The following is a 23,748-nucleotide window of genomic DNA, read 5'->3' on the forward strand; positions in this document are numbered from 1 at the left end:
ATGTATTGATCGACTGGTTCACCGCTTACCATGGAGACAATGTATGCCAGAACCGAGTAATTGGAGTCTCTATAATCCCATTTCCCAGTTGGGTATTTTACGCCTCGTTTTTCGATATCTTTCATTAAATCTTCCGGCGAAATATATCCGTGGCCTTCTTTGTGCCCCCTAATCCCTGATGTGTGTGTCAAGAAATGATAAAGGGTGATCTTTGAGCCGTTTGGAAAGTCAGGAAGATACTTAGAAACGGGGTCATTTACTGATAGCAATCCCTTTTCCTCAAGCTGTAAAATTGCCGTTGCAATAATGGCTTTTTGTGATGACCCAACATAAAAGACGGTGTCCGGTGTATTGGGGACCATTTCCTCGCGGTTTGCATATAAATACCCTTTGCTTGTCACAACGTTTCCGTCTTCTACAATTAATGCTGTGCCGCTGAATCCAATGCTTTTTAAATATTGATCCAATTGAGCATTATCATTTTTTGTGATGATAGGGTTCTTTTTTGTTTCATTTTGATTTGTCTTCTTCTTTGCTTCAGGCTGTTCTTTTTTTTCAGTTGCCTGTAGTTGATTTTCTTGGTGATCTCGCATACCGCTTGGAAGTGCAAGATAAATTACCGCACAAACAAGAAGAAAGGAAAGAATGATGAGCCTTCTTTTTGTTTTCTTCTTTTTTCTTTTCTTTATTCGCGTTCTGTATGTTCTTGCCATGGCGAGTACTCCTTCTTTTATATGTGACGTATTTACTGACGCAATAACCCCTTAAAAAGTTTCTTCAAAATGCTAATATTTTCATACATGGTTTGGGATAATGCCAAAATTTACATTTTGTTTACACTTGAATAAGAACAAATGTTCGTATAAAATAAAGATGTGAGGTGAGACGATGAATAAGCTGTTGTATCGTTCAATGGAAGACGGTTTTCCGGTAGAAATCATTTACATGAAAGAAAGTAGTTTTTCTAAACGGGCGATTCTCGTGAAAGAAATTAAAAACGGTTATGTGAAAGCATTTTGCTTCCAAAAACAGCAGTTCAGAATGTTTAAGATAGAGGCCATTTTAACCGTGTTCCCCTATAAAAAAAGAAGCATAGCTCATTATGCCTAAAAGCTGCTCTTTCATCTTGCTGTCTTCTTTTCTGTATTCCCTTCCTGTTTTGATATTCCATCTTTTGTTATAATGAATGTAAATTCGATTTAAAGAGAGCGGGCGTTTTACATCTATGCTTCAGACGATCAATAAAACACTTGGTAAGATTATGCCTTTACTGACGCCTTTAAGTGTTGTCAGCGGGGTGTTGCTTGCGGATTACTTAAATGGGCTGGCGGGTCTTGTGCCGTGGATTTTTGCGTTTATGACATTTGCCGGCAGCCTTGGGGCAAATTTTCAGTCGCTGAAAACAGCGATGGTTCATCCCTTGCCGATGCTACTCGCTTTATTTGTTTTGCACATATTTATGCCTGTTCTGGCATGGGGCACGGGGCATCTTGTGTTTAGCGGAGATTCATTAACGATTACAGGGCTTACCCTTGGTGTTGTCATTCCGACGGGTATTACGAGTATGATTTGGGCTGCCATGTATAAAGGAAACATCGGCTTAACCCTATCGATTATTTTAGTGGACACGATTCTTTCGCCTTTCATCGTTCCGTTCAGTCTTTCCATCCTGGCCGGGGCGCATGTTGAAATGGATGTAATCGGTATGATGAAAGGTTTAGTCGGAATGATTGTGATTCCTTCTTTGTTAGGAATGCTCGTCAATCAATTTTCAATACCGGAGCGGACAGCGCGTTTAAGCGCAAATTGCGCTCCATTTTCGAAAATCGGGTTAGCCGCCGTGGTGGCGATTAACAGCTCAGTTGTCGCTCCTTACCTGAAAAACGTCGATTTAAAGTTTTTAACGATAGCCGTTACGGTTTTTTTGGTGGCATTTACTGGATACATGACAGCTTGGCTGATCGGTCGGCTGATGAAACGGCCCCAGGAGGAAATCGTGGCTTTAATTTTTACCGGAGGAATGCGGAATATTAGCGCCGGCGCTGTGTTGGCCACCGGATTTTTTCCGCCGCAAGTGGCGGTGCCCGTTGTCATCGGCATGCTGTTTCAGCAGATCCTGGCTGCGCTATATGGGCATTTGCTTGCAAGAAGCGAGCTGAAAAAAACGTATCATTTAGACAAAAAAACGAGTCTGCCCTCATAGTTGGCAGACTCAAACCTTACAGGAGAGAAAAACAATGAAAACCAATAGGGTAAGTGTGATGATTTGGACTTTAATTTCCGCATTTTTGTTTTGTTCTTTATTAGTCACAGCTTCACTTTCTCCGCCCGCTCATTCAGGCCCCCATGCTAATGAGTTTGGCACTTTGGGGATGTGGGCGGCAATCGGAACCGTTTTACTCTTTTATATCCTTCCCCTTGCTGTTTATATGGCCGGGTTTGATGCGATGAAGTTTGTAATGGCTGTTCTTTGCGGAATTGGATTAATCATCACGCTGACCATGATTCCAGTGGTTATGTTGATTGGCGCTTTTGGCGGATATGCTTCTGCTTTATTGGGCGTCGTATGCCTTTGCATTCTGTCAGCGATCGTGAATGTGATTTGGTTAGTCGCCGCTTTTCGCAGGCCGTCAGCGGCTGCTTCTTTCTAATATTTAAAAACCGCTTTCCCGCGTTGTGTTCAAGTTCGCCAAGCTCCTTTTGCGATCAGGTGGACGTTTCCCCCGATGTGAATTTCTATGCTGTTTTCCGTTGTGTGCGCTTCAATATAAAGCAGGGAAGGCCGGTTTATTTCATACCCTTGTTCAGCCCTTATGCTGAGGTCATTTTGATTAAAATAACCGTGATGCAGTAAATATCCTGCGAGATCCCCGATTGCGCTTCCTGTTGCCGGATCTTCGGGAACGCTGAGACAGTCGCAAAAAACTCGTGTATTGATGTGATTTTGTTCATGATAGGTTTCCGTAGAAAAAACGAGCAGACTGGCTTCTGTTTCTTTCATAAAAGCTTCAAACCGATCCTTGTTGATTTTGCATTTTTTAACTGCACTTAGCGAATTTAACGGGGCGATAACTGCTGGCAGACCTGTGGAAACCTCTTGTATCGGGAAATCCAAATCCATATCACATGTGTCGATACCGAGTACTTCTGCCATCATTTCTTTATCAAAAGTTCGATTAAATACAGGCGGATTTTGCTTCATCCAAATGATCTGATCTTCACCTTTGTCAAACGTCACCGGTATTGCGCCTGCTCGAACATTTAAAATGACGCTTGAAGATGGTTCAGTTTCGATTTCATTCTTTATGATAAACGCTGTGCCCAGCGTCGGATGTCCTGCAAACGGAATTTCTTTTTCCGGGGTGAAGATTCGGACATCATACCCGCTGTTTTCCTGTTTCCCTAATATAAATGTTGTTTCGGAAAAATTAATTTCCCTAGCTATTTTTTGCATTTTATCACTTGATAGGTTCTTTTCTGCTTTAAAAACGGCGAGCTGGTTTCCTGTATATTTTGTTTCTGCAAACACGTCCACAAGGTAAAATTCCATCCGATGTCTCTCCCCTTTAAAATGACCTTCCTGCCCTAAAGGCAGTTTTACATATCTTACATGAGATGAGAATCATTGAACAGTCTAAAAAAATAAAGAAGAGCGGATCCCGCTCTTCCTAATAAAGCAAATACTTCTTTCTGATATTCATAAACCGTTTTTGATCTGCTTCGTATTTTTTGACGATTTCATCAATTGAAGCGCCTTGTTCAATCATAGCTTTGACCCATCCATTCCCGATCAGACGGTTGAAATTGCCTGAAGGGAGGAACTCAAAGTCGTCCGGGTAGAGGTCATGGACGGTTTTGATGATCGCGATACCGGTATTTACAGGCTTAAAAGCGGACCTGTTTGTCACGTAAAGCTCCACCCCGTGGCACAGTTTATTTTGATGCTTTGAAAATGTCGGAGTGAACGAGGCGGCTCTGAATCGGACGCCAGGAAGCTTCAGACCGTTTAATTTTTCGGCGAGTTCCGTACTTTTCATGTAGGGCGCACCAATTAATTCAAAAGGCTTTGTCGTGCCCCTTCCTTCTGACATATTGGTTCCTTCAATTAAACCTGTGCCCGGGTAGACGATGCCCGTATCCGGCGTCGGCATGTTCGGGGAAGGCAGGACGAAAGGAAGACCAGTGTCTTCAAAGAACATCTGTCGCTTCCACCCTTTCATTTTGATGATGGTTAAATCGGCGCCGATGTTAAATTCGTCATTAAACAGCTTTGCCAGTTCTCCTGCGGTCATTCCGTGCTTTAAAGGGATGGGATACATTCCGACAAATGAAGAATAATCTGGATCAAGGACAGGTCCTTCAACTTTTAAGCCGCTTTGCGGGTTTGGCCGGTCAAGAACAATGAATGGAATGCCGTTTTCTTTTGCCGCCTCCATCGCATATGCCATTGTGTAAATGTAAGTGTAAAACCGCGTTCCGACATCTTGGATGTCAAATAGCAGGACGTCAACGTTTTTCAACATCTCCGGTGTCGGTTTTCTCGTATCTCCGTAAAGGCTGTAGACGGGGAGACCGGTTTTTTCATCAATATAAGAGTCAACCTTATCGCCGGCTTGAGCGTCTCCCCTTACACCGTGCTCTGGACCATAGAGAGCGGTCAGCTCAATACCGGGGGCTTGGTGAAGCAAATCGATGCTGCTTGTTAATGCTGAATTGACACCGGTTGGATTTGTGATGAGACCGACCCTTTTTCCTTTTAATATGCTTTTCTTGTTCATGATCACTTCAATACCCGGTGAGACCTTTGCTTTCTTTTCTTTGTCCGGAAAGGCCGCTGCTGCGGTTAATGTACTGAAAACAAACATTCCCGCAAGCAGCCAGATCGCTTTTTTTCTCATTATGACCCTCCTTTGTGAAGCGGCTTGCCGTTTTTAATATTCAACCCGTAGCCGAACGGGTAAAGGGTTTCTCCGGGGCGTGTGACCGAAGGAATGTCTACGGGCAATGTTCCTTTAGGCTTTGCCTTTCCGAAGATAACTTCCACTCCGGCCGGAATATTCGGCTGCCTGAAGCCCCCGTTTGCATAGCCTTTAAAGCCGTATACTGCGATCACGGCAGCGGCTTCTTCAAAATTTGCCGTGTCATAAGGGTTTCGTAAGCTCATTAAGACAAATTTTTTCCCGTTTGCCTGAGCGTATTTCATGGCGGCGCGCGGAAAAGCAGTTGCCAACTTGCTTGAGTCTTGAATGCTGTCATCAATGACACCGTCGTTCACAACAGGATCGTTTTTGACTACATATGATCCTGTGATGACATAATCGGCCTCGTCAATTTTCTTTTGAATCTCTTCATCAAACGCTTTTTCTGCAAATCGATATTCGACGACCTTGATGTTTTTATTTATTTTGCTGATGGTTTTGGCGATTGCTGCTGTTTGCTCTTCGTATGGGGCGAGAATGAGGACGGTATCCCCTTTTTTCGGTTTGAATGGCAAGGTGCTTTTTTCATTTTTAAGAATGGTGACGCTTTCTCTTGCCATTTTCCTTTCGGATTTCATGTGTTTGTTGCTGCCGACCGTTTTCAAGGCGTATTTGATTTTTTTCTGAAGCGGTTCGGAGCCGGTGTGATCGATGATACCGCGGTTTATTTTTAATTGAAGGATTCGCTCCACCGACTGATCGATTTGTTCGATAGGGATCTCACCTTTTTTAACGGCTGTCAGAAGAGCTTCGAATACACGCGCTAGATTTTTTTCGGTCTCAAGCGATGTGACTTGTGCGGGCATGAGGGCGATGTCGACTCCTGCTTTGACAGCCATGACGACGGCTTCCTCCTGTCCGAAATTATCAGAAATGGCTTTCATATTTAAAGCGTCTGTTACGACAACGCCCTTAAAGCCGAGGTCTTTGCGGAGAAGGTCTGTCATGACTTTTTTGGAAAGTGTTGCAGGCACCATGATGTCCTCGCCGTCTTTTTTGCTTTTATAGGTTGTATTGTCAAAGGCGGGGAACTGGACATGCGCTGTCATGATCATGTCAATCCCTGCATCGATCGCTTTTTGAAATGGCGCAAGTTCAATGCTTCTCAGCCTTTTTTCATCATGCGGAACAAGCGGCAATCCGTAATGACTGTCAACCGCTGTATCGCCGTGTCCGGGAAAGTGCTTTGCTGTAGCGATCATTTGCTCGTCCTGCAGGCCCTTCATCATCTGGATGCCGAGCTTTGAAGTCAGCTCAGGCTTGGAACTGAAAGAACGAACGCCGATGACCGGGTTGCCGGGATTGTTGTTGACATCAAGTACAGGACTGAAGTTCACGTTGATGCCCAGCGATGCTAATTCTTTTCCGATGATTTTTCCTGATTTGAAGGCATTTTTGCTGCTTCGCGATGCACCGACTGCCATATTCCCGGGCAGGTTTGTGCCTGATTCAAGTCTGGTGACAATCCCGCCTTCCTGATCGATCGTGATAAAGAGCGGAATGTCAGGACTCGCTTTTTGCAAGCCGTCCGTTAACCGTACAGTCTGCTCTGTGCCTGTGACATTTTCAGCAAAAAGAATGACACCGCCGAGCCGGTATTTTTGAATGATTCCCGCGACTTCGTCATTCATTTTTGTTAATCCTTTGGCGTTCGATTCCCCTTTTTTCTTCCAGTTTCTAAAGTCAGGCATCAGCATTTGTCCGATTTTCTCTTCAAGCGACATGCTGCTGACCATTTGTTTGAGGTGTTGTTCCGGCTGCTGTTTCGCTTCTGCTTCGCGAGCGGCGGGCTGCAAAGCGAGAGACGATAACAGCAATGCAATCAACGCGCATTGAAGAAATCTTTTCATATAAGGGTCGCCTCCTATTGGTGATGTAACGCCTCGTAAATAGCTGTAATGACGCTGCCGTACTTTCCGGTTGCAAATGCGTCACCTTCAAATTGATTCGGGTTTTCTTTAGGGTTGATGACAGGAGAGTGCTTTTTATTGGTTAACAACACAATGCCGATTTGATACACGGGATCGATGATAGTGACGGTTCCCGTCCAGCCGGTATGGCCGTATGCCTTGTTGCTGGCGTGCTTGCCGAACATCCACTCCATATCGGTATTGCCGTTAAGCCGCCATCCTAGTCCATATGTGGGATTTGTTTTTGACGGCTCAGTAAATTGTGAAATGACCGAACGGCTGAATAGATGCTGTTTCCCGTAACCCCCGCCGTTCAGCATGACTTGAAGGAGCACTGCTGCGTCGTCAACGGTGGAAAAAAGGCCGGCATGCCCAGAGACGCCTTCCATTGAATAGAACGCTTTTTCATCGTGGACTTCCCCTTGAAGCGTGTAAGTTCTGATATTTGGAAACAAGATGGTGCCATCTCTGGTGTTTCCCTTTCGTTCCGTAGCTGCAAAATGCGGCGGTTTAAAGCCCTTTTGGAGCGGATTAAACAAAGTATGCCGCAACCCGAGAGGCCGGTAAAATTGGTTTTCAACAAAGGTATCTAAACGCTCGTTTGTGACTTTTTCTATGATCAGCCCGAGGAGCATATAGTCGATGTCACTGTAAATTTGTTTTGTGCCGGGTTCATATGACAAGGGGGTTTTGACAAGATATTCAAGCGTTTTGCTCCGTGACTGAGAGTAGAGGTGTCCGGCTGCTTTCGGGTCGTAATAGTTCCAGCTTGCAGGGAAGCCTGCGTGATGGTGGAGCAAATCTATGACGCGGAGCCGGTTTTTTCCCTTTACATCGTCTTCCGGGTGATCATTGAAATCAGAAAGATAATGTGAAATGTTTTTGTTCAAGTCAAGCTTTCCGGTGCTCACTAAATGCTGCAAGGCAAAATTGACGGCATACATTTTTGTATTGGAGGCGAGGTCAAACATCGTGTTTGCTTTCATTTTTTTTGGATGTTTGAGCGTCGAGAGGCCGTTGTATTTCTGCTTGTAGCCGTATGCTTCTTTTTTGACGATTTTTCCGTCTTTTATCAAAATCAAGGCAGCCCCGGGAAAGCCCGCTTTGACATCCTGTTCGATCAGACGGTCCACGACTTTAAGCTTTTCCGAAGAAAAACCGGCTTCTTCAGGTGTTTTCGCCTTCGTTAATACGGGATATGTCAGCTGACCTGTTGTCTCGTTCGCAATTGCAGTCTGTGCTGATGACTGAAGCGGGAAAAAGCATGTCAGCAACAATAGGGACGATGCTGCAGCGCTGATCATAAACTTTTTCAGCTTGCTTCACTCCTTTCTGTCAAAAAATGCATAGTGGGAATTTTAAACAAACGTTTAATCAAATTCAACTGCCATATCGTCTTTAAAACCAAAGAGATATGTTAAGGCAAAGCCGGCAGCATAGGAAATAAACAAACCGAGAATATACAAAAGAACTTGGTGGGTATGGACTAAAAATGACAAAGGAAGACCTGATACGCCTATCGATTCGGTCGCGATTTTGAAATACGCTTGAAAGGCTCCACCTACTCCGGCGCCGAGGCACGCGGTTAAAAACGGACGTCCGAGTGGAAGAGTTACACCGAATATGAGCGGTTCACCGATTCCGAGCAGGCCTGACGGCAGTCCGCCGGCAATGGCTCTTTTGAGCTTTGCTTTTTTTGTTTTGAAATAGATCGCAAAAGCGGCGCCTACTTGACCTGCGCCCCCCATAGCCAGAATCGGCAGCAACGGGTCATCGCCGATTGAATTGATTAATTCCATATGAACGGGTGTCAATCCCTGGTGCAGTCCGGTTACGACGAGCGGAAGGAAGGTGGCCCCCAGTACAAAGCCGGCGATAATGCCGCCGAGATCTAAGATGGCGAGAAGTCCTGACGTAATGGCGTCAGATATCAAGCCGCCGACAGGCATGAAGACAACGTAAGTGACGATTCCTGTGATGAGAAGGGAGACTGTAGGTGTGATGATGATGTCGAGTGAATGAGGTACAAGGCGCCTGACCCGTTTTTCGAGAAAAGCGATAAATGCAGCTGCGAATAAAATACCGATTAAACCGCCGCGTCCCGGCAAAAGCGCTTCACCGAAAAGCGAAATATCACCAACGGCCGGGTTAATGATTAAAATACCGGCTAATCCGCCGAGTGCGGGGGAGCCGCCGAATTCTTTCGCCGTATTGACCCCGACCAGGATGCCCAAATACGTAAATAAACCTGAACCTATTACCGTTAAAATAATGGCGGTTTGTGATGTTTCAGCGAGCCAGCCTGCTTGGATAACGGCTTTGGTGATTCCGGTAATCAAGCCTGAGGCGACCAAAGCGGGGATCAGCGGTATAAAAATGCTTGCGATCCGCCGAAGAAACAATTTAAAAGGCGTCGCGTTTTTCTTGGAAATCTCAGCTTTATGTTTGGCTGCGGATTGTTTTAAGTCAACGTCTTCCGCGGATTGAAGCAACTTCCCGAATTCGTCTGATACGTGCTGTACGACGCCGGTGCCGAGGATAATCTGAAGCGTTTCCTCCTCAACGACGCCAATCACGCCTTCAAGCGCTTTGATTGAGCCGATGTCGGTTTTTTGACTGTTGACAGGCGTGATGCGCAGGCGCGTCATACAATGGGTATAATCCGCGACGTTAGACGGGCCGCCGATGTGTTGTAAAATCAGTTTTGCCAGGCCGGCATATTTTTTCTCATCGCTCATTTTATATCCCCCTTTTTTACAATTCGCTCATTCCCATCATGCGGATGGCCGCTTTTGTTTGATCAATATACTGAATGATGTCCTCGTAGCGCTCCGCGGCTATGCCTAAAAACAGAATGTCAATCATGTAAAGCTGAGTTAAACGAGAGGAGGTGGCGGCGCTGCGAAACGGCGCTTCGTTTGAGCATGACGTATACAGGGCGATATCGCTTAATGAAGAGACAGCAGACTGTCCAAACCGCGTCAGTCCAATGGTTTTAATGCCATGTTTTTTGGCGAGTCTGACTGCATTGGCGATTTCATGCGTTTCTCCTGAATGGGATATGGCAAACAGAACGTCATTCTCGCCGGCATTGGCGATTAATGTCGCGACAAGATGCATATCACTAAAAGCGGTGGCTTTTTTATTGATGCGCAAAAATTTCTGCTGGGCATCTTGTGCGACGATTCCTGAAGCCCCGATCCCGCAAAAATGAACCGTTTCTGCGTTGATCAGTATTTGAATCGCTTTTTGAAGATCTTCGTGGTCAATGTTTTCAAAGGTATCGCGAATCGCCTGAATCGAATTGCTGGTTGTTTTTTGAACGATTGAATGGAGCGGCTCTTGCGGTTCGATATCCCGGTATCCCTGATCAGACGGTTTCATTAAATCGCCGGCGACCCTCATTTTTAAATCTTGAAAGCCTTTCAGCCCCAGAGATTTGCAGAGCCGTATTGCCGCCGCCCCGCTTGTCTTTGCCGAAGAGCTCACCTCTTGAATGGTGCCGTTTACGACCTCGTGTGGGTTTTTCAAAATGTATTCGGCAAGCTTTCGTTCAGATTGCGGCAATCTGTGAAGCATATTCTGAATGATTTCCAATCCTCCTGCAGCCATTGTTTCTTCCTTTCTTCTTTAAACTTGGTCTTCATAAATGGATAGAGCTTTTTCGATATCGCCTTCTGATTTCTCAAGCAGGTTTTCGGAAGCGGCCGCATCTTCGTTTGTTTTCAGCATGATGATGGCGGTTTTGACTTGGTTATGGGATTTTTCTAACGCTAGTGCCGCCGCTTCTTTTGGAACACCTGTGACCGTTTGGATGATGCGAATCGCCCGCTCCTTTAATTTGTCATTGCTTACTTTTACGTCTACCATGAGGTTTTCATAGACTTTTCCCATTTTGATCATGGCCGCCGTTGAGATCATGTTTAAAATCATTTTATGAGCGGTTGCTGCTTTCATTCTCGTCGATCCGGCAATAACTTCAGGGCCGACGACCACTTCTATGCTGTGATCTGACACCTGGCTGATCGCCGAGTTTTCGTTGCATGTCAGTGAGACGGTCTTGGCGCCACTTTCCCTGGCATACTTCAAAGCGCCGAGAACGTATGGAGTCCGACCACTGGCGGCGATTCCGATTACGGTATCATTGTTTGAGAGGTTAACGGCTGATAAATCCCGTCTGCCGAATGCCTCGTGATCTTCAGCGCCTTCGACGGCTTTGTACAGAGCTTTTTCTCCTCCTGCAATGATGCCAATGACCGACTCGGGAGATATGCTGAACGTCGGCGGGCATTCAGCTGCATCGAGTACGCCGAGTCTCCCGCTTGTACCGGCACCGATGTAGATGATCCGTCCCCCTTTCTTTAACGACCCGACGGCGAAGTCAACGGCGGTCTTAACTTCTGGTAAGACTTCTTGTACAGCTTCGGCCACAGTTTTGTCTTCATCATTGATGATTTTCAAAATATCAATCGTCTTTGCCTGGTGAATGCGCCTGGATCTTTCATTCCGGCGTTCGGTCGTTAATGAACCTAAATGGCTGTTTTCCATCGACAACTCCTCCTGATGATGAAGTGCATATATTTCTTAATTTTCAGTATATTAAGGGTGGAATATTATTTCAATAACAAAAGGTAAATATTAAAATTTTATTTCAATGAAGTTCTAAACAACGGATTGCCGACATAAAATAAAGCGCAGATGAACTGCGCTTATGTTCAGGTATTACAGCTCGTCTATTTGGTGTTCGGAAATCACGCGGAAGCCTTCTTTTTTCAGAAGCGCCGCCGTAACGCCGTTGCCGGCTATTTTTTGGCTTGAGAAACTTCCATCGTATATATGGCCGCTACCGCAAGACGGGCTGTTTTCCTTCAACACGATCGTATCAGCCTTGATTTGCCTTGCCATCTCCAATGTTAGATAAGCTCCTTTTATATACAGGCCTGTTACGTCTTTTCCGGATTGTGTCTTGATCACCGCCCTGCCGTCTAAAACGTCTTCTCCCGACCCGCCTATAATTTCGGCCGGTTCCCTTGGCGTTTGAAATCCGCCGAGCAGCTCGGGACAAGCAATCACCGCTTTTTTTTCTTCAACAAGCTTATTGATTTTCCCCACATAGCTGTGCGATCCGTTATAGCGGCATTCCACCCCGGCCAGACATGAACTTACCAGTATCATTTTTCGCGTCCCCTCTCTTGCACATCAGATAGCCCTATTTTAAACAAAATTTCTGCGTTTTTCTCAATGTTTATGAATAAAAAATTTGAAAATAAAAATTTTAATTTACCCCTTTACAAATGGGGAGGAACCTGTATATAATAACTTTTGTCAGCTTTACGAGAGCTGCTTGAAACACGATGATGGCCCGTTGGTCAAGTGGTTAAGACACCGCCCTTTCACGGCGGTAACACGGGTTCGAATCCCGTACGGGTCACCATTCTTTTTTGGACAGCACGCTGCGAATGCCGGAATTTTTAAAAGGAAGGCATGCTAAGGTCGCAACGTCCTGTTGCAACGCGCACTTGTACGTCCTGTACTGCGGAGGATTAGCTCAGCTGGGAGAGCATCTGCCTTACAAGCAGAGGGTCGGCGGTTCGATCCCGTCATCCTCCACCATTTTTTCGGATCGGTTTTTGTCACAACCGCGCCGGTAACTGCATAAGATACCGTATCATGCCGGTCTAGCTCAATTGGTAGAGCAACTGACTTGTAATCAGTAGGTTGGGGGTTCAAGTCCTCTGGCCGGCACTGTTTTTGGAGGGGTAGCGAAGTGGCTAAACGCGGCGGACTGTAAATCCGCTCCCTCAGGGTTCGGCGGTTCGAATCCGTCCCCCTCCACCATTTTTGGGCTATAGCCAAGCGGTAAGGCAACGGACTTTGACTCCGTCATGCGCTGGTTCGAATCCAGCTAGCCCAGTTTTTGGACATCCTGTTTGGATGTCCTTTTTATTTTGTCTTTTTTGTATAACTATTCAAAAAAATGTCTTGTTGAGTCAATTCTGAATTGGAAGGTACAATGAAGGTCTGAAAGGGGGATATCATATGTTAAAACAGCAGATTTCTATGATCGGCGTACCGATGGATCTCGGTCAGCTGAGGCGGGGAGTTGATATGGGACCGAGCGCGATTCGCTGTGCCGGTGTTAATGAAAGGTTAGAAAGCCTTTGTCAGGATATTGAAGACCTCGGCGATATGACGATCGGGCAAAGAGAGGATGAGAAAGAAGGCGGGGAGCCGGCAGCTGAAGAGCTGAGAAACTTGAAAGCGATTACAAAGGCAAGTGCAAAACTTGCTGAGACCGTTGATAAGATCGTGGCTTCAGGTGCTTTTCCGCTCGTGCTGGGCGGTGACCACAGCATTGCGATCGGAACGCTTGCCGGCCTTGTGAAGCATTATCAAAACCTGGGTGTGATCTGGTATGATGCCCATGCTGATTTAAATACGAAAGAAACGTCTCCTTCAGGCAATATTCACGGCATGCCGCTCGCCATCAGCCTGGGGATCGGCCATGAAGGGCTGACAGGCATCTATGGAAAAGAAACGAAAATTAAAGCGGAGAACATCGTCATCATCGGTGCGAGGTCACTTGATGACGGGGAAAAAGAATTGATTCGCGACAAAGGGATCAAAGTGTATACAATGCATGAAATCGACCGCCTCGGCATGACGAGGGTGATGGAAGAAACGATAGACTATTTGCGCGGCAGAACGGACGGTGTCCATCTGTCACTCGATTTAGACGCGCTTGATCCGAACGATGCGCCGGGTGTCGGAACCCCGGTAGCGGGAGGCATCAGTTACAGGGAAAGCCACCTGGCGATGGAAATGCTGGAGGAATCGAAGCTGATTACTTCCGCTGAGTTTGTCGAAGTCAACCCGATATTGGATGAGAAAAACAGGACGGCGGAAGCGGCTGTCGCCTTAATGGGGTCGCTGTTTGGCGAAAAGCTGCTATAAATACGGTTGAAGAGCGGCCTCTGGCTGCTTTTTTTTATGAAGAAGTCTCAACTTCATAATATTTAGGTTGTATAATAATTTTAAGCTAATATTAAGCGCATGATCCCTGTCAAAGCATCTACACCCTGCCAAAAATTTGATAAACTATTTTTATGAATTTAATGAAACCTTATAAAAATCAATTCGTATACATAAAGACCGGTGAAGGCAGAGGTTAGATAAATATGGAAACAATGATTAAAAAAAGAATCAAACAGGTGAAAAAAGGCGATCGTAACGCATTTGCAGACATTGTGGATATTTACAAAGACAAAATTTATCAGCTTTGCTACCGTATGCTCGGCAATGCGCATGAGGCGGAAGATATTGCGCAGGAAGCGTTTATCAGAGCATACGTGAATATCGACAGTTTTGATATCAACCGGAAATTTTCCACATGGCTTTATCGAATCGCAACCAATTTGACCATCGATCGTATCCGTAAAAAAAAGCCGGACTATTACTTGGATGCAGAGGTGGCGGGGACTGAAGGACTGACGATGTATTCCCAGGTTGCGGCGGATGTTGCGCTTCCAGAGGATGAAGTGGTTTCTTTGGAGCTGCACAGCACCATCCAGGAAAAAATCTTAAGGCTTCCCGATAAATACAGGACGGTCATCGTATTAAAGTACATTGATGAGCTCTCACTCATTGAGATCAGTGAAATCCTTAATATTCCCGTAGGTACGGTAAAAACGAGGATACACAGGGGCAGAGAGGCTCTCAGAAAACAATTAAGGGATCTTTAAGTGGGGTGATGAAATGAGCTGTCCGGAGGATATTGTTCAGCTTATGCATAAATACCTTGACGGAGACATACTACCGGAAGATGAATCGCAATTAAAAGAGCACCTCCAATCATGTGAAGGCTGCAAAAAGCACCTTCATGAAATGGAAAAATCCATCGCTCTTGTCCAGAGCACGTCGCATCTTACAGCTCCGGCGAACTTTACAGCCGATGTGCTGGCGAACCTGCCGAAGGAAAAGCGGACGGCATCGATCAACAGGTGGCTTAAAGCCCATCCGTTTTTAGTGGCGGCAGCTTTATTTACAATTTTGATGGGCGGCAGCTTTTTCTCCAGCTGGAAAAACGATCAGGATTTCAGCGTATCCAGCCAGCCCAATCTCGTAGTAAAAAACAACACGGTCATCGTACCTGAAGGCGAAGTTGTCAAAGGCGATGTGACCGTGAAAAACGGAAAGCTGATTATAGAGGGCAAAGTCGACGGCGATGTCACGATTGTTAATGGCGAAAAATATACGGCTTCAGCAGGACAAGTCACCGGTCAGATCCATGAGATCAACGAGATGTTCGACTGGATGTGGTATAAGATCAAATCGACCGGAAAATCGGTTTTGGGCATGAAGGAGTCTAAAGAATAGAGCAAAGCGGGCGAATGAGCTTTGCTCTTTTTTTATGAGGGGCCGCCATTTCACTTGGAAAATCAATTTGTGCTATAATAGCCTCTGTATATGTAAAAATAATAGATCATACCATTTTGAAACATATTAACCTTACTAATGACTGAATTCTTGGAGGACGAGGAAATGGCTTTTGAGGATATCCCTTTCTTGCAGTACCTCGGCGATGCCGTTGATATTCTCCTTGTTTGGTACGTAATATATAAATTAATGATGGTCATCCGCGGGACAAAGGCGGTTCAGCTTTTAAAGGGAATCGTGGTCATTGTTCTCGTCAGGCTGGCCAGTCAATATTTAGGATTAAGCACCCTGCAGTGGCTGGTTGACCAGGCGATCACATGGGGGTTCCTGGCGATCATTATTATCTTCCAGCCTGAATTGAGGAGAGCGCTGGAACAGCTGGGGCGGGGGCGCTTTTTTTCGAGGAGCGGAACACCTGAGGAAGAGCAGCAGCAGAAAACGATTGATGCAATTACAAAAGCGATTAAATATATGGCGAAACGCCGGATTGGCGCGCTTCTGACGATTGAACGGGAGACGGGAATGGGCGATTACATAGAAACGGGGATCCCTTTAAATGCAAAGGTCAGCTCCGAGCTATTGATCAACATCTTTATTCCGAATACACCGCTTCATGACGGCGCCGTAATTATGAAAAATGATGAGGTTGCTGCAGCCGCCTGCTACCTTCCGCTTTCTGAAAGCCCTTTTATTTCAAAAGAGCTTGGGACGAGGCACAGAGCAGCAGTGGGAATCAGTGAAGTGACCGACAGTCTGACGGTTGTCGTATCCGAAGAAACGGGCGGCATCAGCGTCGCCAAAAACGGAGACCTTCACCGTGATTTATCGGAAGAGGCATTGAAAAACATGCTTGAAGCGGAATTCAAGAAAAATTCGCGAGAAACTTCCTCAAATCGCTGGTATTGGAGGGCGAAGAAAAATGGATAAGTTCTTAAACAATCCCTGGGCTGTCAAAGTAGTCGCATTATTATTCGCGTTTCTTCTTTACTTTGCGGTCCACAGCGCTCAAGCGCCGACTCCGAAGAAACCAGGTGAATCGTTTTTCCCGACATCGACGACAGACGAAGCGACGCTCACCGATATACCGGTCAAATCGTTTTATGATGATGAAAACTACGTCGTAACAGGCGTGCCGCAGACGGTGAATGTCACGATTAAAGGCCCGACAGGAACCGTCAAGAAGGTCAGACAAGTGAAGGATTTTGAGATTTATGCCGATATGCAGCATCTGAAAACAGGCAGGCACAAAGTCGAGCTGAAGGCCAGAAATGTTGCCGAAGGCCTCACTCTGACCATCAATCCATCGGTGACAACCGTGACCATCGAAGAAAAAACGACGAAGGAATTCCCGGTCGAGGTTGATTTTTATAATAAAAACAAAATGAAAGACGGCTACACGCCGGAGCTGCCGATTATCAACCCGAAAAACGTCAGCGTCACCGGCTCAAAAGCCGTGATCGACAGAATCCAAAACATCAAGGCGACGATCAATTTAGAGGGCGTCGACCAGACGGTTGAAAAAGAAGCCAAGCTAACAGTGTACGACAGGGACGGAAATGTTCTTCCGGTTGAAGTCAGTCCATCCGTCGTTAAAATCACCGTTCCCGTGACAAGCCCCAGCAAAAAGATTCCCGTCAAAGTTGACCGGAAAGGGAGCCTTCCGGACGGTATCAGCATTTCCAGCCTTGATATCAGTCCGGGAGAAGTAACCGTCTACGGGCCGCAAAATGTTCTTGATTCGTTAGAATTTGTCGAGGCCGATGAGGTTGATTTAAGTAAAATGAAAGATGACACTGAGTTGGAAGCCAACATTAAAGTGCCGGACGGCGCTAAAAAAGTGTCACCCGAAAAAGTGAAAATCAAGGTGAAAGTTGACAAGGAAGAAGAGAAAAAACTGAAGAACGTTTCAATTAAAACCGCGGGGCTGAATGACAGCCGGGATCTTGAATTTCTCGATCCGAAGTCAGGCAAGCTGGATATCACGGCAAAGGGCTCGACAGCCGCGATCGAAAAACTCCAGCCTTCCGACGTCGAGCTCTATGTCAATGTGGCGGATCTCGATGACGGCGAGCATAACGTGAAGCTGGAAGTAAACGGACCGCAGAACATGACATGGTCGCTGCCGCGGCAGAGCATTCGAGTGAAAATCTCATCTCAAACAACCCAAAACGAAAAAAATAATGGTCAGGATGAAGAAGAAGAGAATCATTCTGAAAAGGATTCACAACCTTCATGAATCAAAAAGGAGCGATATTAATGGGCAAGTATTTTGGTACAGACGGTGTAAGAGGCGTAGCAAACAGTGAACTTACACCCGAGCTGGCCTTTAAAGTCGGACGCTTTGGCGGATATGTCCTAACAAAAGATAAGGAGCGCCCCAAGGTGCTGATCGGCCGTGATACGCGCATTTCCGGGCATATGCTGGAAGGTGCCCTTGTTGCAGGCCTTCTTTCGATAGGAGCAGAAGTCATGCGTCTCGGCGTGATTTCGACGCCCGGCGTCGCATATTTGACGAAGGCTATGGACGCGGAAGCGGGGGTGATGATTTCAGCTTCCCACAACCCTGTCGAGGACAACGGAATTAAGTTTTTCGGCGGCGACGGATTTAAGCTTTCCGATGAGCAGGAGCTTGAAATCGAGCGTCTGATGGATCAGCCTGAAGATCACCTGCCAAGGCCTGTAGGCGCTGATCTGGGTATGGTGAACGACTACTTTGAAGGCGGACAGAAATATTTGCAGTTTCTTAAGCAGTCTGCTGATGAAGACTTCACAGGTATCCATGTCGCGCTTGACTGTGCGCACGGGGCGACATCTTCGCTGGCGACCCACCTGTTTGCTGATCTTGACGCAGATGTATCGACGATGGGGACTTCTCCGAATGGATTAAACATCAATGATGGAGTCGGCTCGACCCACCCTGAAGCCCTGGCCGAATTTGTGAAAGAAAAGGGAGCTGACGTCGGCATGGCGTTTGACGGGGATGGCGACCGCTTAATCGCTGTCGACGAAAAGGGGAATATCGTAGACGGCGATCAAATCATGTACATATGCGCGAAGTACTTGAAGAGCGAGGGGCGCCTGGCGGACAATACAGTTGTCTCTACGGTGATGAGCAACCTCGGCTTTTACAAAGCGCTTGAAGCGGAAGGCATTAAAAGCGTTCAGACAGCGGTCGGCGACCGCTATGTAGTGGAAGCGATGAAAAAGGACGGGTTTACTTTCGGCGGAGAACAGTCGGGACACCTGATTTTCCTTGATTACAATACAACAGGCGACGGCCTGCTTTCTGCGATCATGCTGATGAACACGATCAAAATGACAGGCAAGCCTTTGTCAGAGCTTGCGGCAGAGATGCAGAAGTTTCCGCAGCTCCTCTTGAACGTGAAAGTAACCGATAAACATAAAGTGACGGAGAACGAAAAGGTAAAAGCGGTCATCGAAGAAGTCGAAAAGGAAATGAACGGTGACGGCCGCATCCTTGTGCGCCCGTCCGGCACCGAGCCGCTTGTCCGTGTTATGGCTGAGGCGAAAACGAAGGAGCTTTGCGAGAAATACGTAGGCCGCATTGCAGATGTCGTGAAAGCTGAAATGGGAGCGGAGTGATTTTCCGCAGAAGACTGACGAACGAGACATGCTGATTTGACATAAGATAAAGGGAACCGTTCAATCTTGGAAAAAATGTGAACCATTTTGAAAAATGTTTGACGGTTCCTTTAGTGTATAGTAAAATCAGCTTGTCTTGTTTAATTTAAAAGGAAAGGCAGGGCAGAACCATTTTTTATAGTTATAGCGCCCGGACTAAGCGTGCGGATGAAACAGCTTAGTTGACGAGGATGGAGGTTTATCGAATTTTCGGCGGATGCCTCCCGGCTGACCACAAGATCACAGCCGCAAGGATTTCCTCAAACCAAAGAGGCGACTCTTTGAACAAAGGGAAATCGCATGATCTTCCATAAAAAACATGTAGGAGGGGACGAAGAATGTCCCCGCCTGATAAGCAGACTTTCTTCGTCTCCTGCCTGCGACTTTAGGAGGAAGAAAATTATGTGTGGTATTGTAGGTTATATTGGCCAGCTTGATGCAAAGGAAATTTTACTTAAAGGTTTGGAAAAGCTGGAGTATCGCGGCTACGATTCAGCTGGAATCGCTGTAGCGAACGAAGACGGCGTACACGTGTTTAAAGAAAAAGGACGGATTGCCGATCTTCGCGAAGTCGTTGATGCAAATGTGATATCGCAAGCGGGAATCGGACACACACGCTGGGCGACTCACGGGGAACCGAGCCGTCTAAACGCTCACCCGCATCAAAGCGCATCAGGCCGATTTACACTTGTTCATAACGGCGTCATCGAAAACTATGTTCAGCTGACGCGCGAATATTTACAAGATGTAACCCTTAAAAGTGATACGGATACAGAGGTTGTCGTTCAAGTGATCGAGCAATTCGTCAATAACGGTCTTGACACGGAAGAAGCGTTCCGCCAAACGCTTATGCTGCTCAAAGGCTCTTATGCGATTGCATTATTCGATCATGAAAACAAAGAAACAATCTATGTTGCGAAAAATAAAAGCCCGCTTCTTGTCGGCCTTGGAGACAATTTCAATGTGATCGCGTCTGACGCGATGGCGATGCTTCAAGTGACAAACGAATACGTGGAGCTTATGGATAAAGAAATGGTGATTGTCACAGACAAAAAAGTTGTGATTAAAAACCTTGACGGAGAATTGATGTCACGTGCCTCATATATTGCAGAGCTTGATGCGAGCGATATCGAAAAAGGCACATACCCTCACTACATGTTAAAAGAAATCGATGAACAGCCGCTTGTCATGCGGAAAATCATTCAGACGTACCAAGATGAAAACGGCAAGCTTTCCATTCCTGGAGACATTGCAAATGCTGTTGCAGAAGCGGATCGCGTCTATATCATCGCCTGCGGAACGAGCTATCATGCCGGTCTTGTCGGCAAACAATTTATCGAAACATGGGCGAAAGTTCCGGCTGAAGTCCATGTCGCAAGCGAATTCTCTTACAATATGCCATTGCTTTCTGAGAAGCCGCTGTTTATCTTTATTTCTCAAAGCGGAGAAACGGCTGACAGCCGCGCGGTTCTCGTACAGGTGAAAAAGCTCGGACACAAAGCGCTGACATTGACCAACGTACCGGGATCCACGCTCTCCCGTGAAGCGGACTACACGCTTTTACTGAATGCCGGCCCGGAAATCGCGGTAGCGTCAACAAAAGCATATACGGCGCAAATCGCAGTTCTCGCTATTTTGGCAGCTGTGACTGCGGAAACCCGCGGCAAAGCACTCGGCTTTGATCTTGTTAAAGAGCTCGGCATCATCGGAAACGCGATGGAAGCCCTTTGCGACCAGAAAGACGAAATGGAAATGATCGCGCGCGAATATTTGACAGTAACACGCAATGCTTTCTTCATCGGCCGCGGCCTCGACTATTTCGTCTGCCTCGAAGGATCCCTGAAGCTGAAAGAGATTTCTTACATTCAAGCTGAAGGCTTCGCCGGCGGTGAATTGAAGCACGGTACAATCGCATTGATCGAAGACGGCACACCAGTCATTGCCCTTGCGACACAGGAGCACGTCAATTTAAGCATCCGTGGAAATGTCAAAGAAGTGACAGCCCGCGGCGCCAACCCTTGCGTGATCTCCTTGAAAGGCCTGGAAGAAGCAGACGACCGCTTCGTCCTGCCTGAAGTGCATCCGGAGCTCGCACCGCTCGTCTCCGTCATCCCGCTGCAGCTAATCGCATACTACGCAGCGCTGCACCGCGGCTGTGACGTTGATAAGCCACGGAACTTGGCGAAGAGTGTGACGGTGGAGTAAGGCGACGTTTGAAATAATAGTTTGTACCCCTCTTGGATTGGATGATCTGGAGGGGTATTTTTGTGTTTGAAAGAGAAATAAGTCTTATCAAAAATCGAACTCTGGTAGTCTGAAAGTGCGCTAGATTATAATTGAAAGGATGTGTAACCATGAACAACGAGACGTACATTGAAGTCAACAGAACATCGCAGTTGATGAATAAAATGAGAAAATTCTCAGTGCTGATTGATGGTGTCGAGGCTGGGAAAATCAAAGATGGCGGGAGGCTGCGAATTGATTTGGAGCCTGGCGAACATGAGATCCAAGTGAAAATTGATTGGTGTGTAAGCCAAACTTTGAGGTTTACGTTAGATGAAGGAGAAGCTTTAAAGTTTAGATGCGGAAGTCCGGTTCGTGGATGGAAGATGTTCTTCGGACTTTTTTATGTATTGGCTGATCCAGAAAAGTATTCGTTTATTGAGCAGGAATAGGCGGTTGCAAGCAGCTTTGGTCTGCATCATCGCCATCATACGCTGCACCGTAACAACCTGACGAAAAGTGTGACGGTGCAGTTTTTTATCCGCAGATGAACATGAAGCGGTGTCAATGAAAGAAAAAGCCTCATCCTTTTTAAAACACCTTATTTCTATAAATCCGAATCGACAGAAGCCATGAACACCCGTATAGCGTAATAATTGATATGGCAACGATCAGATACAGCAGAGCATTTTGTAAGGATAGCAGCATGTGAATCAACTCTCTAATTTGATCGTTCAAATTTTGGACAACAAAATTGACCGTTAGCATATACAAGCCAAATGCAACAATAGAAGCAATCAACAAATAGTTACTTTTGAATTTATAACAGAATGGCAGCATGAATGAAGCAGCTGTCATCACAATGGCGACCATTAGCAAAATGTCTTTCCAGATCGTAAGTTCCCGGTGAATGATAAAGTTTACGATCAATATGGCTGCAGCCACCATAGATGTAAAGAGAACGACGACAATATACTTTGAACTGACAATCTCTTTTCGTGTATAAGGCAAAGAATTGAGAAGCATATGTATAGAAGACTTTTCATCTATTGACATGGCATTCATAAAAATAGCAATACTAAATGCAATTCCAACCCAGATGGGAGAAACGTCTAATGTTAAATAAACACATAACCCCAAAAATAAAACTGCCAATGTTTTTTTCTGCAAGACAATGTCCTTACGTATTAAGTTGAACATGCTCTTTAGCTCCTTTCTTCGTATAAAACATAATATCTTCCAGAGTCGGTTTTTCAATTAACACCATATCCCCAAAAAGGTTTTCTGTTCGTGATTTATTCGCAGTCAATGCTTCAAATCCATGAGTTGATTTTCGAACCGCTATAAACTCCTGTTCGGTCTCCCGGTCTAACAACTCCATGCCGCCTTTTACAATTGCATATTGTTCTTCAATCTCGTAAAAGTCCTTTGTAAAGATATGCTCTCCTTTATGAATGAACGTGATATAATCTGCAATCTTATCTAAATCAGTTGTTATATGAGTTGAAAAAAAGATCGTCTTATCCCCATCTTGCATGAGCTGATGCAAGATTTCCAACAGCTCACGGCGGAAAATCGGGTCCAGTCCGGCCGTCGGTTCATCCATAATAATTAGTTCCGCATGATGGGACAAAGCGACGGCTAATGATGCTTTCATCATCATCCCTTTTGAGAACGTCTTGATTTTTTTAGTGAGCGGCAAGTTAAATGTGTTCACATAATCATTGAATACTTGTTCATCCCAATTGACATAGGATCTTTTCACAATATCTTTCATTTCAGTCAATGTTAAATGTTCATAAAATATGTTCGAATCAAATACAAAGCCAATTCGTTGTTTGATTTCTTTCTCATGCTCCTTGTAATTCAAGCCAAATACCGTAATCGTTCCGCTGTCAGGCTGCAATAAGTTCATGATCAGTTTAATCGTTGTCGATTTCCCCACGCCATTTCCGCCGATAAATCCGGTGACAAAACCTTTTTTTACATTCATTGAAAAGTCCTTTAGTTGAAAACCATCGAACGATTTATGAACATGCCGGAGTTCAATTACATTGTCCATCATTCTTCCTCCTGATATAAAATGGTAAGCAAATCTTTTAATTCTGTAAGGGGAACGCCAATGTCTTTGCTGTTTTTTATCGCTGCTGTCAACTGCTCTTCAATTGCTTTCATTTTTCCTTCTTTCATCATTTCGTTATTCTGATCTGATACAAAAGAGCCTTTCCCGACTACGGAATAAATGAAGGCATTCTTCTCAAGTTCTTCATAGGCGCGCTTTGACGTAATAAGGCTGACATTTAGATCTTTTGCCAATTGGCGCATAGAAGGCAGCGGCTGTCCAGGCTTCAATTCATCGGCAAGAATATGATCCTTAATTTGGGTGTAAATTTGTTCATAAATGGGTTGCTTTGAACGATTCGAAATTATAATTTTCATTTCAAAACCTCTTTTATTTATACACAATATATACAATATGTACAATATACACAAAAATTGCCTGAATGGCAACGATTTTTTGTACTGAAATTTTCTTGATACTCTACTCACGTCACCTT

The 23,748-nt window shown here is 45.6% G+C and carries 23 protein-coding genes and 5 tRNA genes (1 of these 28 cut by a window edge); 16 read left to right on the top strand and 12 right to left on the bottom strand.

Annotation, left to right across the window (positions count from 1 at the left end; genetic code table 11):
• Positions 1-713: the 5' portion of a serine hydrolase domain-containing protein gene (locus tag MHH76_RS01095; RefSeq protein ID WP_020449907.1), read on the bottom strand. It extends 457 nt beyond the left edge of the window; the window shows 713 of its 1,170 coding nt (coding positions 1-713); its start codon is at positions 711-713; its stop codon lies beyond the left edge, outside the window.
• A gap of 175 nt (positions 714-888) precedes the next feature.
• On the opposite strand from MHH76_RS01095, the gene MHH76_RS01100 reads away from it, so the two are divergent.
• The 3 genes from MHH76_RS01100 (at position 889) to MHH76_RS01110 (ending at position 2,651) form a co-directional block, all read left to right on the top strand.
• Positions 889-1,110 carry a hypothetical protein gene (locus MHH76_RS01100; protein WP_020449908.1) on the top strand — a complete coding sequence of 74 codons (222 nt, stop codon included), beginning with the start codon at positions 889-891 and terminating at the stop codon, positions 1,108-1,110.
• Between the two features lie 151 nt (positions 1,111-1,261).
• Positions 1,262-2,203 (top strand): bile acid:sodium symporter family protein, encoded by a 942-nt coding sequence (locus MHH76_RS01105; protein ID WP_095292699.1) that lies wholly within the window; start codon positions 1,262-1,264, stop codon positions 2,201-2,203.
• A 34-nt stretch (positions 2,204-2,237) separates the two neighbouring features.
• Positions 2,238-2,651 (top strand): DUF5391 family protein, encoded by a 414-nt coding sequence (locus MHH76_RS01110; RefSeq protein ID WP_020449910.1) that lies wholly within the window; start codon positions 2,238-2,240, stop codon positions 2,649-2,651.
• A gap of 29 nt (positions 2,652-2,680) precedes the next feature.
• On the opposite strand, the gene MHH76_RS01115 is transcribed toward MHH76_RS01110, so the two are convergent.
• The 8 genes from MHH76_RS01115 to MHH76_RS01150 all read right to left on the bottom strand — a co-directional run bounded on the left by MHH76_RS01115 (position 2,681) and on the right by MHH76_RS01150 (position 12,064).
• Positions 2,681-3,550 carry a PhzF family phenazine biosynthesis protein gene (locus tag MHH76_RS01115; protein WP_020449911.1) on the bottom strand — a complete coding sequence of 290 codons (870 nt, stop codon included), beginning with the start codon at positions 3,548-3,550 and terminating at the stop codon, positions 2,681-2,683.
• A 118-nt stretch (positions 3,551-3,668) separates the two neighbouring features.
• Positions 3,669-4,898, bottom strand: coding sequence for a DUF1343 domain-containing protein (locus MHH76_RS01120; protein ID WP_020449912.1), 1,230 nt, complete (start codon positions 4,896-4,898; stop codon positions 3,669-3,671).
• Entirely contained in the window at positions 4,898-6,829 is a 1,932-nt protein-coding gene (locus tag MHH76_RS01125; RefSeq protein WP_043054017.1) for a glycoside hydrolase family 3 protein, read from the bottom strand. Before MHH76_RS01125 ends, MHH76_RS01120 begins: the two co-directional genes overlap by 1 nt.
• A 14-nt stretch (positions 6,830-6,843) precedes the next feature.
• Positions 6,844-8,193 (bottom strand): penicillin binding protein PBP4B, encoded by a 1,350-nt coding sequence (pbp4b, locus tag MHH76_RS01130; protein WP_020449914.1) that lies wholly within the window; start codon positions 8,191-8,193, stop codon positions 6,844-6,846.
• 66 nt (positions 8,194-8,259) lie between these two features.
• On the bottom strand, positions 8,260-9,627 hold the full coding sequence (locus MHH76_RS01135; RefSeq protein WP_020449915.1) for a PTS transporter subunit EIIC: 1,368 nt from the start codon (positions 9,625-9,627) through the stop codon (positions 8,260-8,262).
• A 16-nt stretch (positions 9,628-9,643) separates the two neighbouring features.
• Entirely contained in the window at positions 9,644-10,501 is an 858-nt protein-coding gene (locus tag MHH76_RS01140) for a MurR/RpiR family transcriptional regulator (protein WP_020449916.1), read from the bottom strand.
• 18 nt (positions 10,502-10,519) lie between these two features.
• Positions 10,520-11,437, bottom strand: coding sequence for an N-acetylmuramic acid 6-phosphate etherase (murQ, locus tag MHH76_RS01145; protein WP_020449917.1), 918 nt, complete (start codon positions 11,435-11,437; stop codon positions 10,520-10,522).
• Positions 11,438-11,611: 174 nt separating this feature from the next.
• Positions 11,612-12,064, bottom strand: coding sequence for a DUF523 domain-containing protein (locus MHH76_RS01150; RefSeq protein ID WP_020449918.1), 453 nt, complete (start codon positions 12,062-12,064; stop codon positions 11,612-11,614).
• 184 nt (positions 12,065-12,248) lie between these two features.
• Here MHH76_RS01150 and MHH76_RS01155 point away from each other — a divergent pair.
• From MHH76_RS01155 to MHH76_RS01215, 13 genes are all read left to right on the top strand, one after another.
• Positions 12,249-12,323 (top strand) — tRNA-Glu (locus MHH76_RS01155).
• Positions 12,324-12,426: 103 nt separating this feature from the next.
• Positions 12,427-12,502 (top strand) — tRNA-Val (locus MHH76_RS01160).
• 59 nt (positions 12,503-12,561) lie between these two features.
• A tRNA-Thr gene (locus MHH76_RS01165) sits at positions 12,562-12,634 on the top strand.
• Positions 12,635-12,642: 8 nt separating this feature from the next.
• Positions 12,643-12,727: transfer RNA gene (locus MHH76_RS01170), tRNA-Tyr, on the top strand.
• A 4-nt stretch (positions 12,728-12,731) separates the two neighbouring features.
• A tRNA-Gln gene (locus tag MHH76_RS01175) sits at positions 12,732-12,803 on the top strand.
• A gap of 125 nt (positions 12,804-12,928) precedes the next feature.
• Positions 12,929-13,843 carry an arginase gene (gene rocF, locus MHH76_RS01180; protein WP_020449919.1) on the top strand — a complete coding sequence of 305 codons (915 nt, stop codon included), beginning with the start codon at positions 12,929-12,931 and terminating at the stop codon, positions 13,841-13,843.
• A gap of 224 nt (positions 13,844-14,067) precedes the next feature.
• A complete protein-coding gene (gene sigW, locus MHH76_RS01185) occupies positions 14,068-14,631 on the top strand; it encodes an RNA polymerase sigma factor SigW (RefSeq protein WP_003178438.1) in 564 nt (187 codons plus the stop codon).
• 13 nt (positions 14,632-14,644) lie between these two features.
• Positions 14,645-15,265, top strand: a complete 621-nt coding sequence (rsiW, locus tag MHH76_RS01190) for an anti-sigma-W factor RsiW (protein ID WP_020449920.1) — start codon at positions 14,645-14,647, stop codon at positions 15,263-15,265.
• A gap of 165 nt (positions 15,266-15,430) precedes the next feature.
• Complete coding sequence (gene cdaA, locus MHH76_RS01195) at positions 15,431-16,252, top strand: diadenylate cyclase CdaA (RefSeq protein WP_003178443.1); 822 nt, start codon at positions 15,431-15,433, stop codon at positions 16,250-16,252.
• Complete coding sequence (locus MHH76_RS01200) at positions 16,245-17,561, top strand: YbbR-like domain-containing protein (RefSeq protein WP_020449921.1); 1,317 nt, start codon at positions 16,245-16,247, stop codon at positions 17,559-17,561. Before cdaA ends, MHH76_RS01200 begins: the two co-directional genes overlap by 8 nt.
• Before the next feature lie 20 nt (positions 17,562-17,581).
• Positions 17,582-18,928 (top strand): phosphoglucosamine mutase, encoded by a 1,347-nt coding sequence (glmM, locus tag MHH76_RS01205; protein WP_041817137.1) that lies wholly within the window; start codon positions 17,582-17,584, stop codon positions 18,926-18,928.
• A gap of 441 nt (positions 18,929-19,369) precedes the next feature.
• On the top strand, positions 19,370-21,172 hold the full coding sequence (gene glmS, locus MHH76_RS01210; protein WP_023857686.1) for a glutamine--fructose-6-phosphate transaminase (isomerizing): 1,803 nt from the start codon (positions 19,370-19,372) through the stop codon (positions 21,170-21,172).
• 149 nt (positions 21,173-21,321) lie between these two features.
• Entirely contained in the window at positions 21,322-21,642 is a 321-nt protein-coding gene (locus MHH76_RS01215; protein ID WP_025810876.1) for a hypothetical protein, read from the top strand.
• Positions 21,643-21,781: 139 nt separating this feature from the next.
• On the opposite strand, the gene MHH76_RS01220 is transcribed toward MHH76_RS01215, so the two are convergent.
• From MHH76_RS01220 to MHH76_RS01230, 3 genes are read right to left on the bottom strand one after another with little or no spacing between them, the layout of a single operon-like run.
• Complete coding sequence (locus MHH76_RS01220; RefSeq protein WP_035337447.1) at positions 21,782-22,390, bottom strand: ABC-2 transporter permease; 609 nt, start codon at positions 22,388-22,390, stop codon at positions 21,782-21,784.
• On the bottom strand, positions 22,371-23,252 hold the full coding sequence (locus MHH76_RS01225) for an ABC transporter ATP-binding protein (protein ID WP_035337445.1): 882 nt from the start codon (positions 23,250-23,252) through the stop codon (positions 22,371-22,373). The genes MHH76_RS01220 and MHH76_RS01225 overlap by 20 nt, the downstream gene beginning before the upstream one ends.
• Positions 23,252-23,629, bottom strand: a complete 378-nt coding sequence (locus MHH76_RS01230) for a GntR family transcriptional regulator (RefSeq protein WP_023857690.1) — start codon at positions 23,627-23,629, stop codon at positions 23,252-23,254. The genes MHH76_RS01225 and MHH76_RS01230 overlap by 1 nt, the downstream gene beginning before the upstream one ends.
• Positions 23,630-23,748 lie beyond the last annotated feature (119 nt).

The sequence above is a fragment of the Bacillus sp. FSL L8-0193 genome, assembly GCF_037976065.1.
GTDB classification, from domain to species: Bacteria; Bacillota; Bacilli; order Bacillales; family Bacillaceae; genus Bacillus; species Bacillus paralicheniformis.

What these genes read in the sequence shown, in the direction of transcription:
- rocF (WP_020449919.1), top strand. Translation starts at nt 12,929, where the DNA reads ATGTTAAAACAGCAGATTTCTATGATCGGCGTACCGATGGATCTCGGT.
- MHH76_RS01200 (WP_020449921.1), top strand. Translation starts at nt 16,245, where the DNA reads ATGGATAAGTTCTTAAACAATCCCTGGGCTGTCAAAGTAGTCGCATTA.
- MHH76_RS01140 (WP_020449916.1), bottom strand. Translation starts at nt 10,501, where the DNA reads ATGGCTGCAGGAGGATTGGAAATCATTCAGAATATGCTTCACAGATTG.
- glmM (WP_041817137.1), top strand. Translation starts at nt 17,582, where the DNA reads ATGGGCAAGTATTTTGGTACAGACGGTGTAAGAGGCGTAGCAAACAGT.
- MHH76_RS01120 (WP_020449912.1), bottom strand. Translation starts at nt 4,898, where the DNA reads ATGAGAAAAAAAGCGATCTGGCTGCTTGCGGGAATGTTTGTTTTCAGT.
- MHH76_RS01225 (WP_035337445.1), bottom strand. Translation starts at nt 23,252, where the DNA reads ATGGACAATGTAATTGAACTCCGGCATGTTCATAAATCGTTCGATGGT.
- MHH76_RS01125 (WP_043054017.1), bottom strand. Translation starts at nt 6,829, where the DNA reads ATGAAAAGATTTCTTCAATGCGCGTTGATTGCATTGCTGTTATCGTCT.
- glmS (WP_023857686.1), top strand. Translation starts at nt 19,370, where the DNA reads ATGTGTGGTATTGTAGGTTATATTGGCCAGCTTGATGCAAAGGAAATT.
- MHH76_RS01100 (WP_020449908.1), top strand. Translation starts at nt 889, where the DNA reads ATGAATAAGCTGTTGTATCGTTCAATGGAAGACGGTTTTCCGGTAGAA.
- rsiW (WP_020449920.1), top strand. Translation starts at nt 14,645, where the DNA reads ATGAGCTGTCCGGAGGATATTGTTCAGCTTATGCATAAATACCTTGAC.
- MHH76_RS01115 (WP_020449911.1), bottom strand. Translation starts at nt 3,550, where the DNA reads ATGGAATTTTACCTTGTGGACGTGTTTGCAGAAACAAAATATACAGGA.
- MHH76_RS01105 (WP_095292699.1), top strand. Translation starts at nt 1,262, where the DNA reads ATGCCTTTACTGACGCCTTTAAGTGTTGTCAGCGGGGTGTTGCTTGCG.
- murQ (WP_020449917.1), bottom strand. Translation starts at nt 11,437, where the DNA reads ATGGAAAACAGCCATTTAGGTTCATTAACGACCGAACGCCGGAATGAA.
- cdaA (WP_003178443.1), top strand. Translation starts at nt 15,431, where the DNA reads ATGGCTTTTGAGGATATCCCTTTCTTGCAGTACCTCGGCGATGCCGTT.
- MHH76_RS01135 (WP_020449915.1), bottom strand. Translation starts at nt 9,627, where the DNA reads ATGAGCGATGAGAAAAAATATGCCGGCCTGGCAAAACTGATTTTACAA.
- pbp4b (WP_020449914.1), bottom strand. Translation starts at nt 8,193, where the DNA reads ATGATCAGCGCTGCAGCATCGTCCCTATTGTTGCTGACATGCTTTTTC.
- MHH76_RS01215 (WP_025810876.1), top strand. Translation starts at nt 21,322, where the DNA reads ATGAACAACGAGACGTACATTGAAGTCAACAGAACATCGCAGTTGATG.
- MHH76_RS01230 (WP_023857690.1), bottom strand. Translation starts at nt 23,629, where the DNA reads ATGAAAATTATAATTTCGAATCGTTCAAAGCAACCCATTTATGAACAA.
- MHH76_RS01150 (WP_020449918.1), bottom strand. Translation starts at nt 12,064, where the DNA reads ATGATACTGGTAAGTTCATGTCTGGCCGGGGTGGAATGCCGCTATAAC.
- sigW (WP_003178438.1), top strand. Translation starts at nt 14,068, where the DNA reads ATGGAAACAATGATTAAAAAAAGAATCAAACAGGTGAAAAAAGGCGAT.
- MHH76_RS01220 (WP_035337447.1), bottom strand. Translation starts at nt 22,390, where the DNA reads ATGTTCAACTTAATACGTAAGGACATTGTCTTGCAGAAAAAAACATTG.
- MHH76_RS01110 (WP_020449910.1), top strand. Translation starts at nt 2,238, where the DNA reads ATGAAAACCAATAGGGTAAGTGTGATGATTTGGACTTTAATTTCCGCA.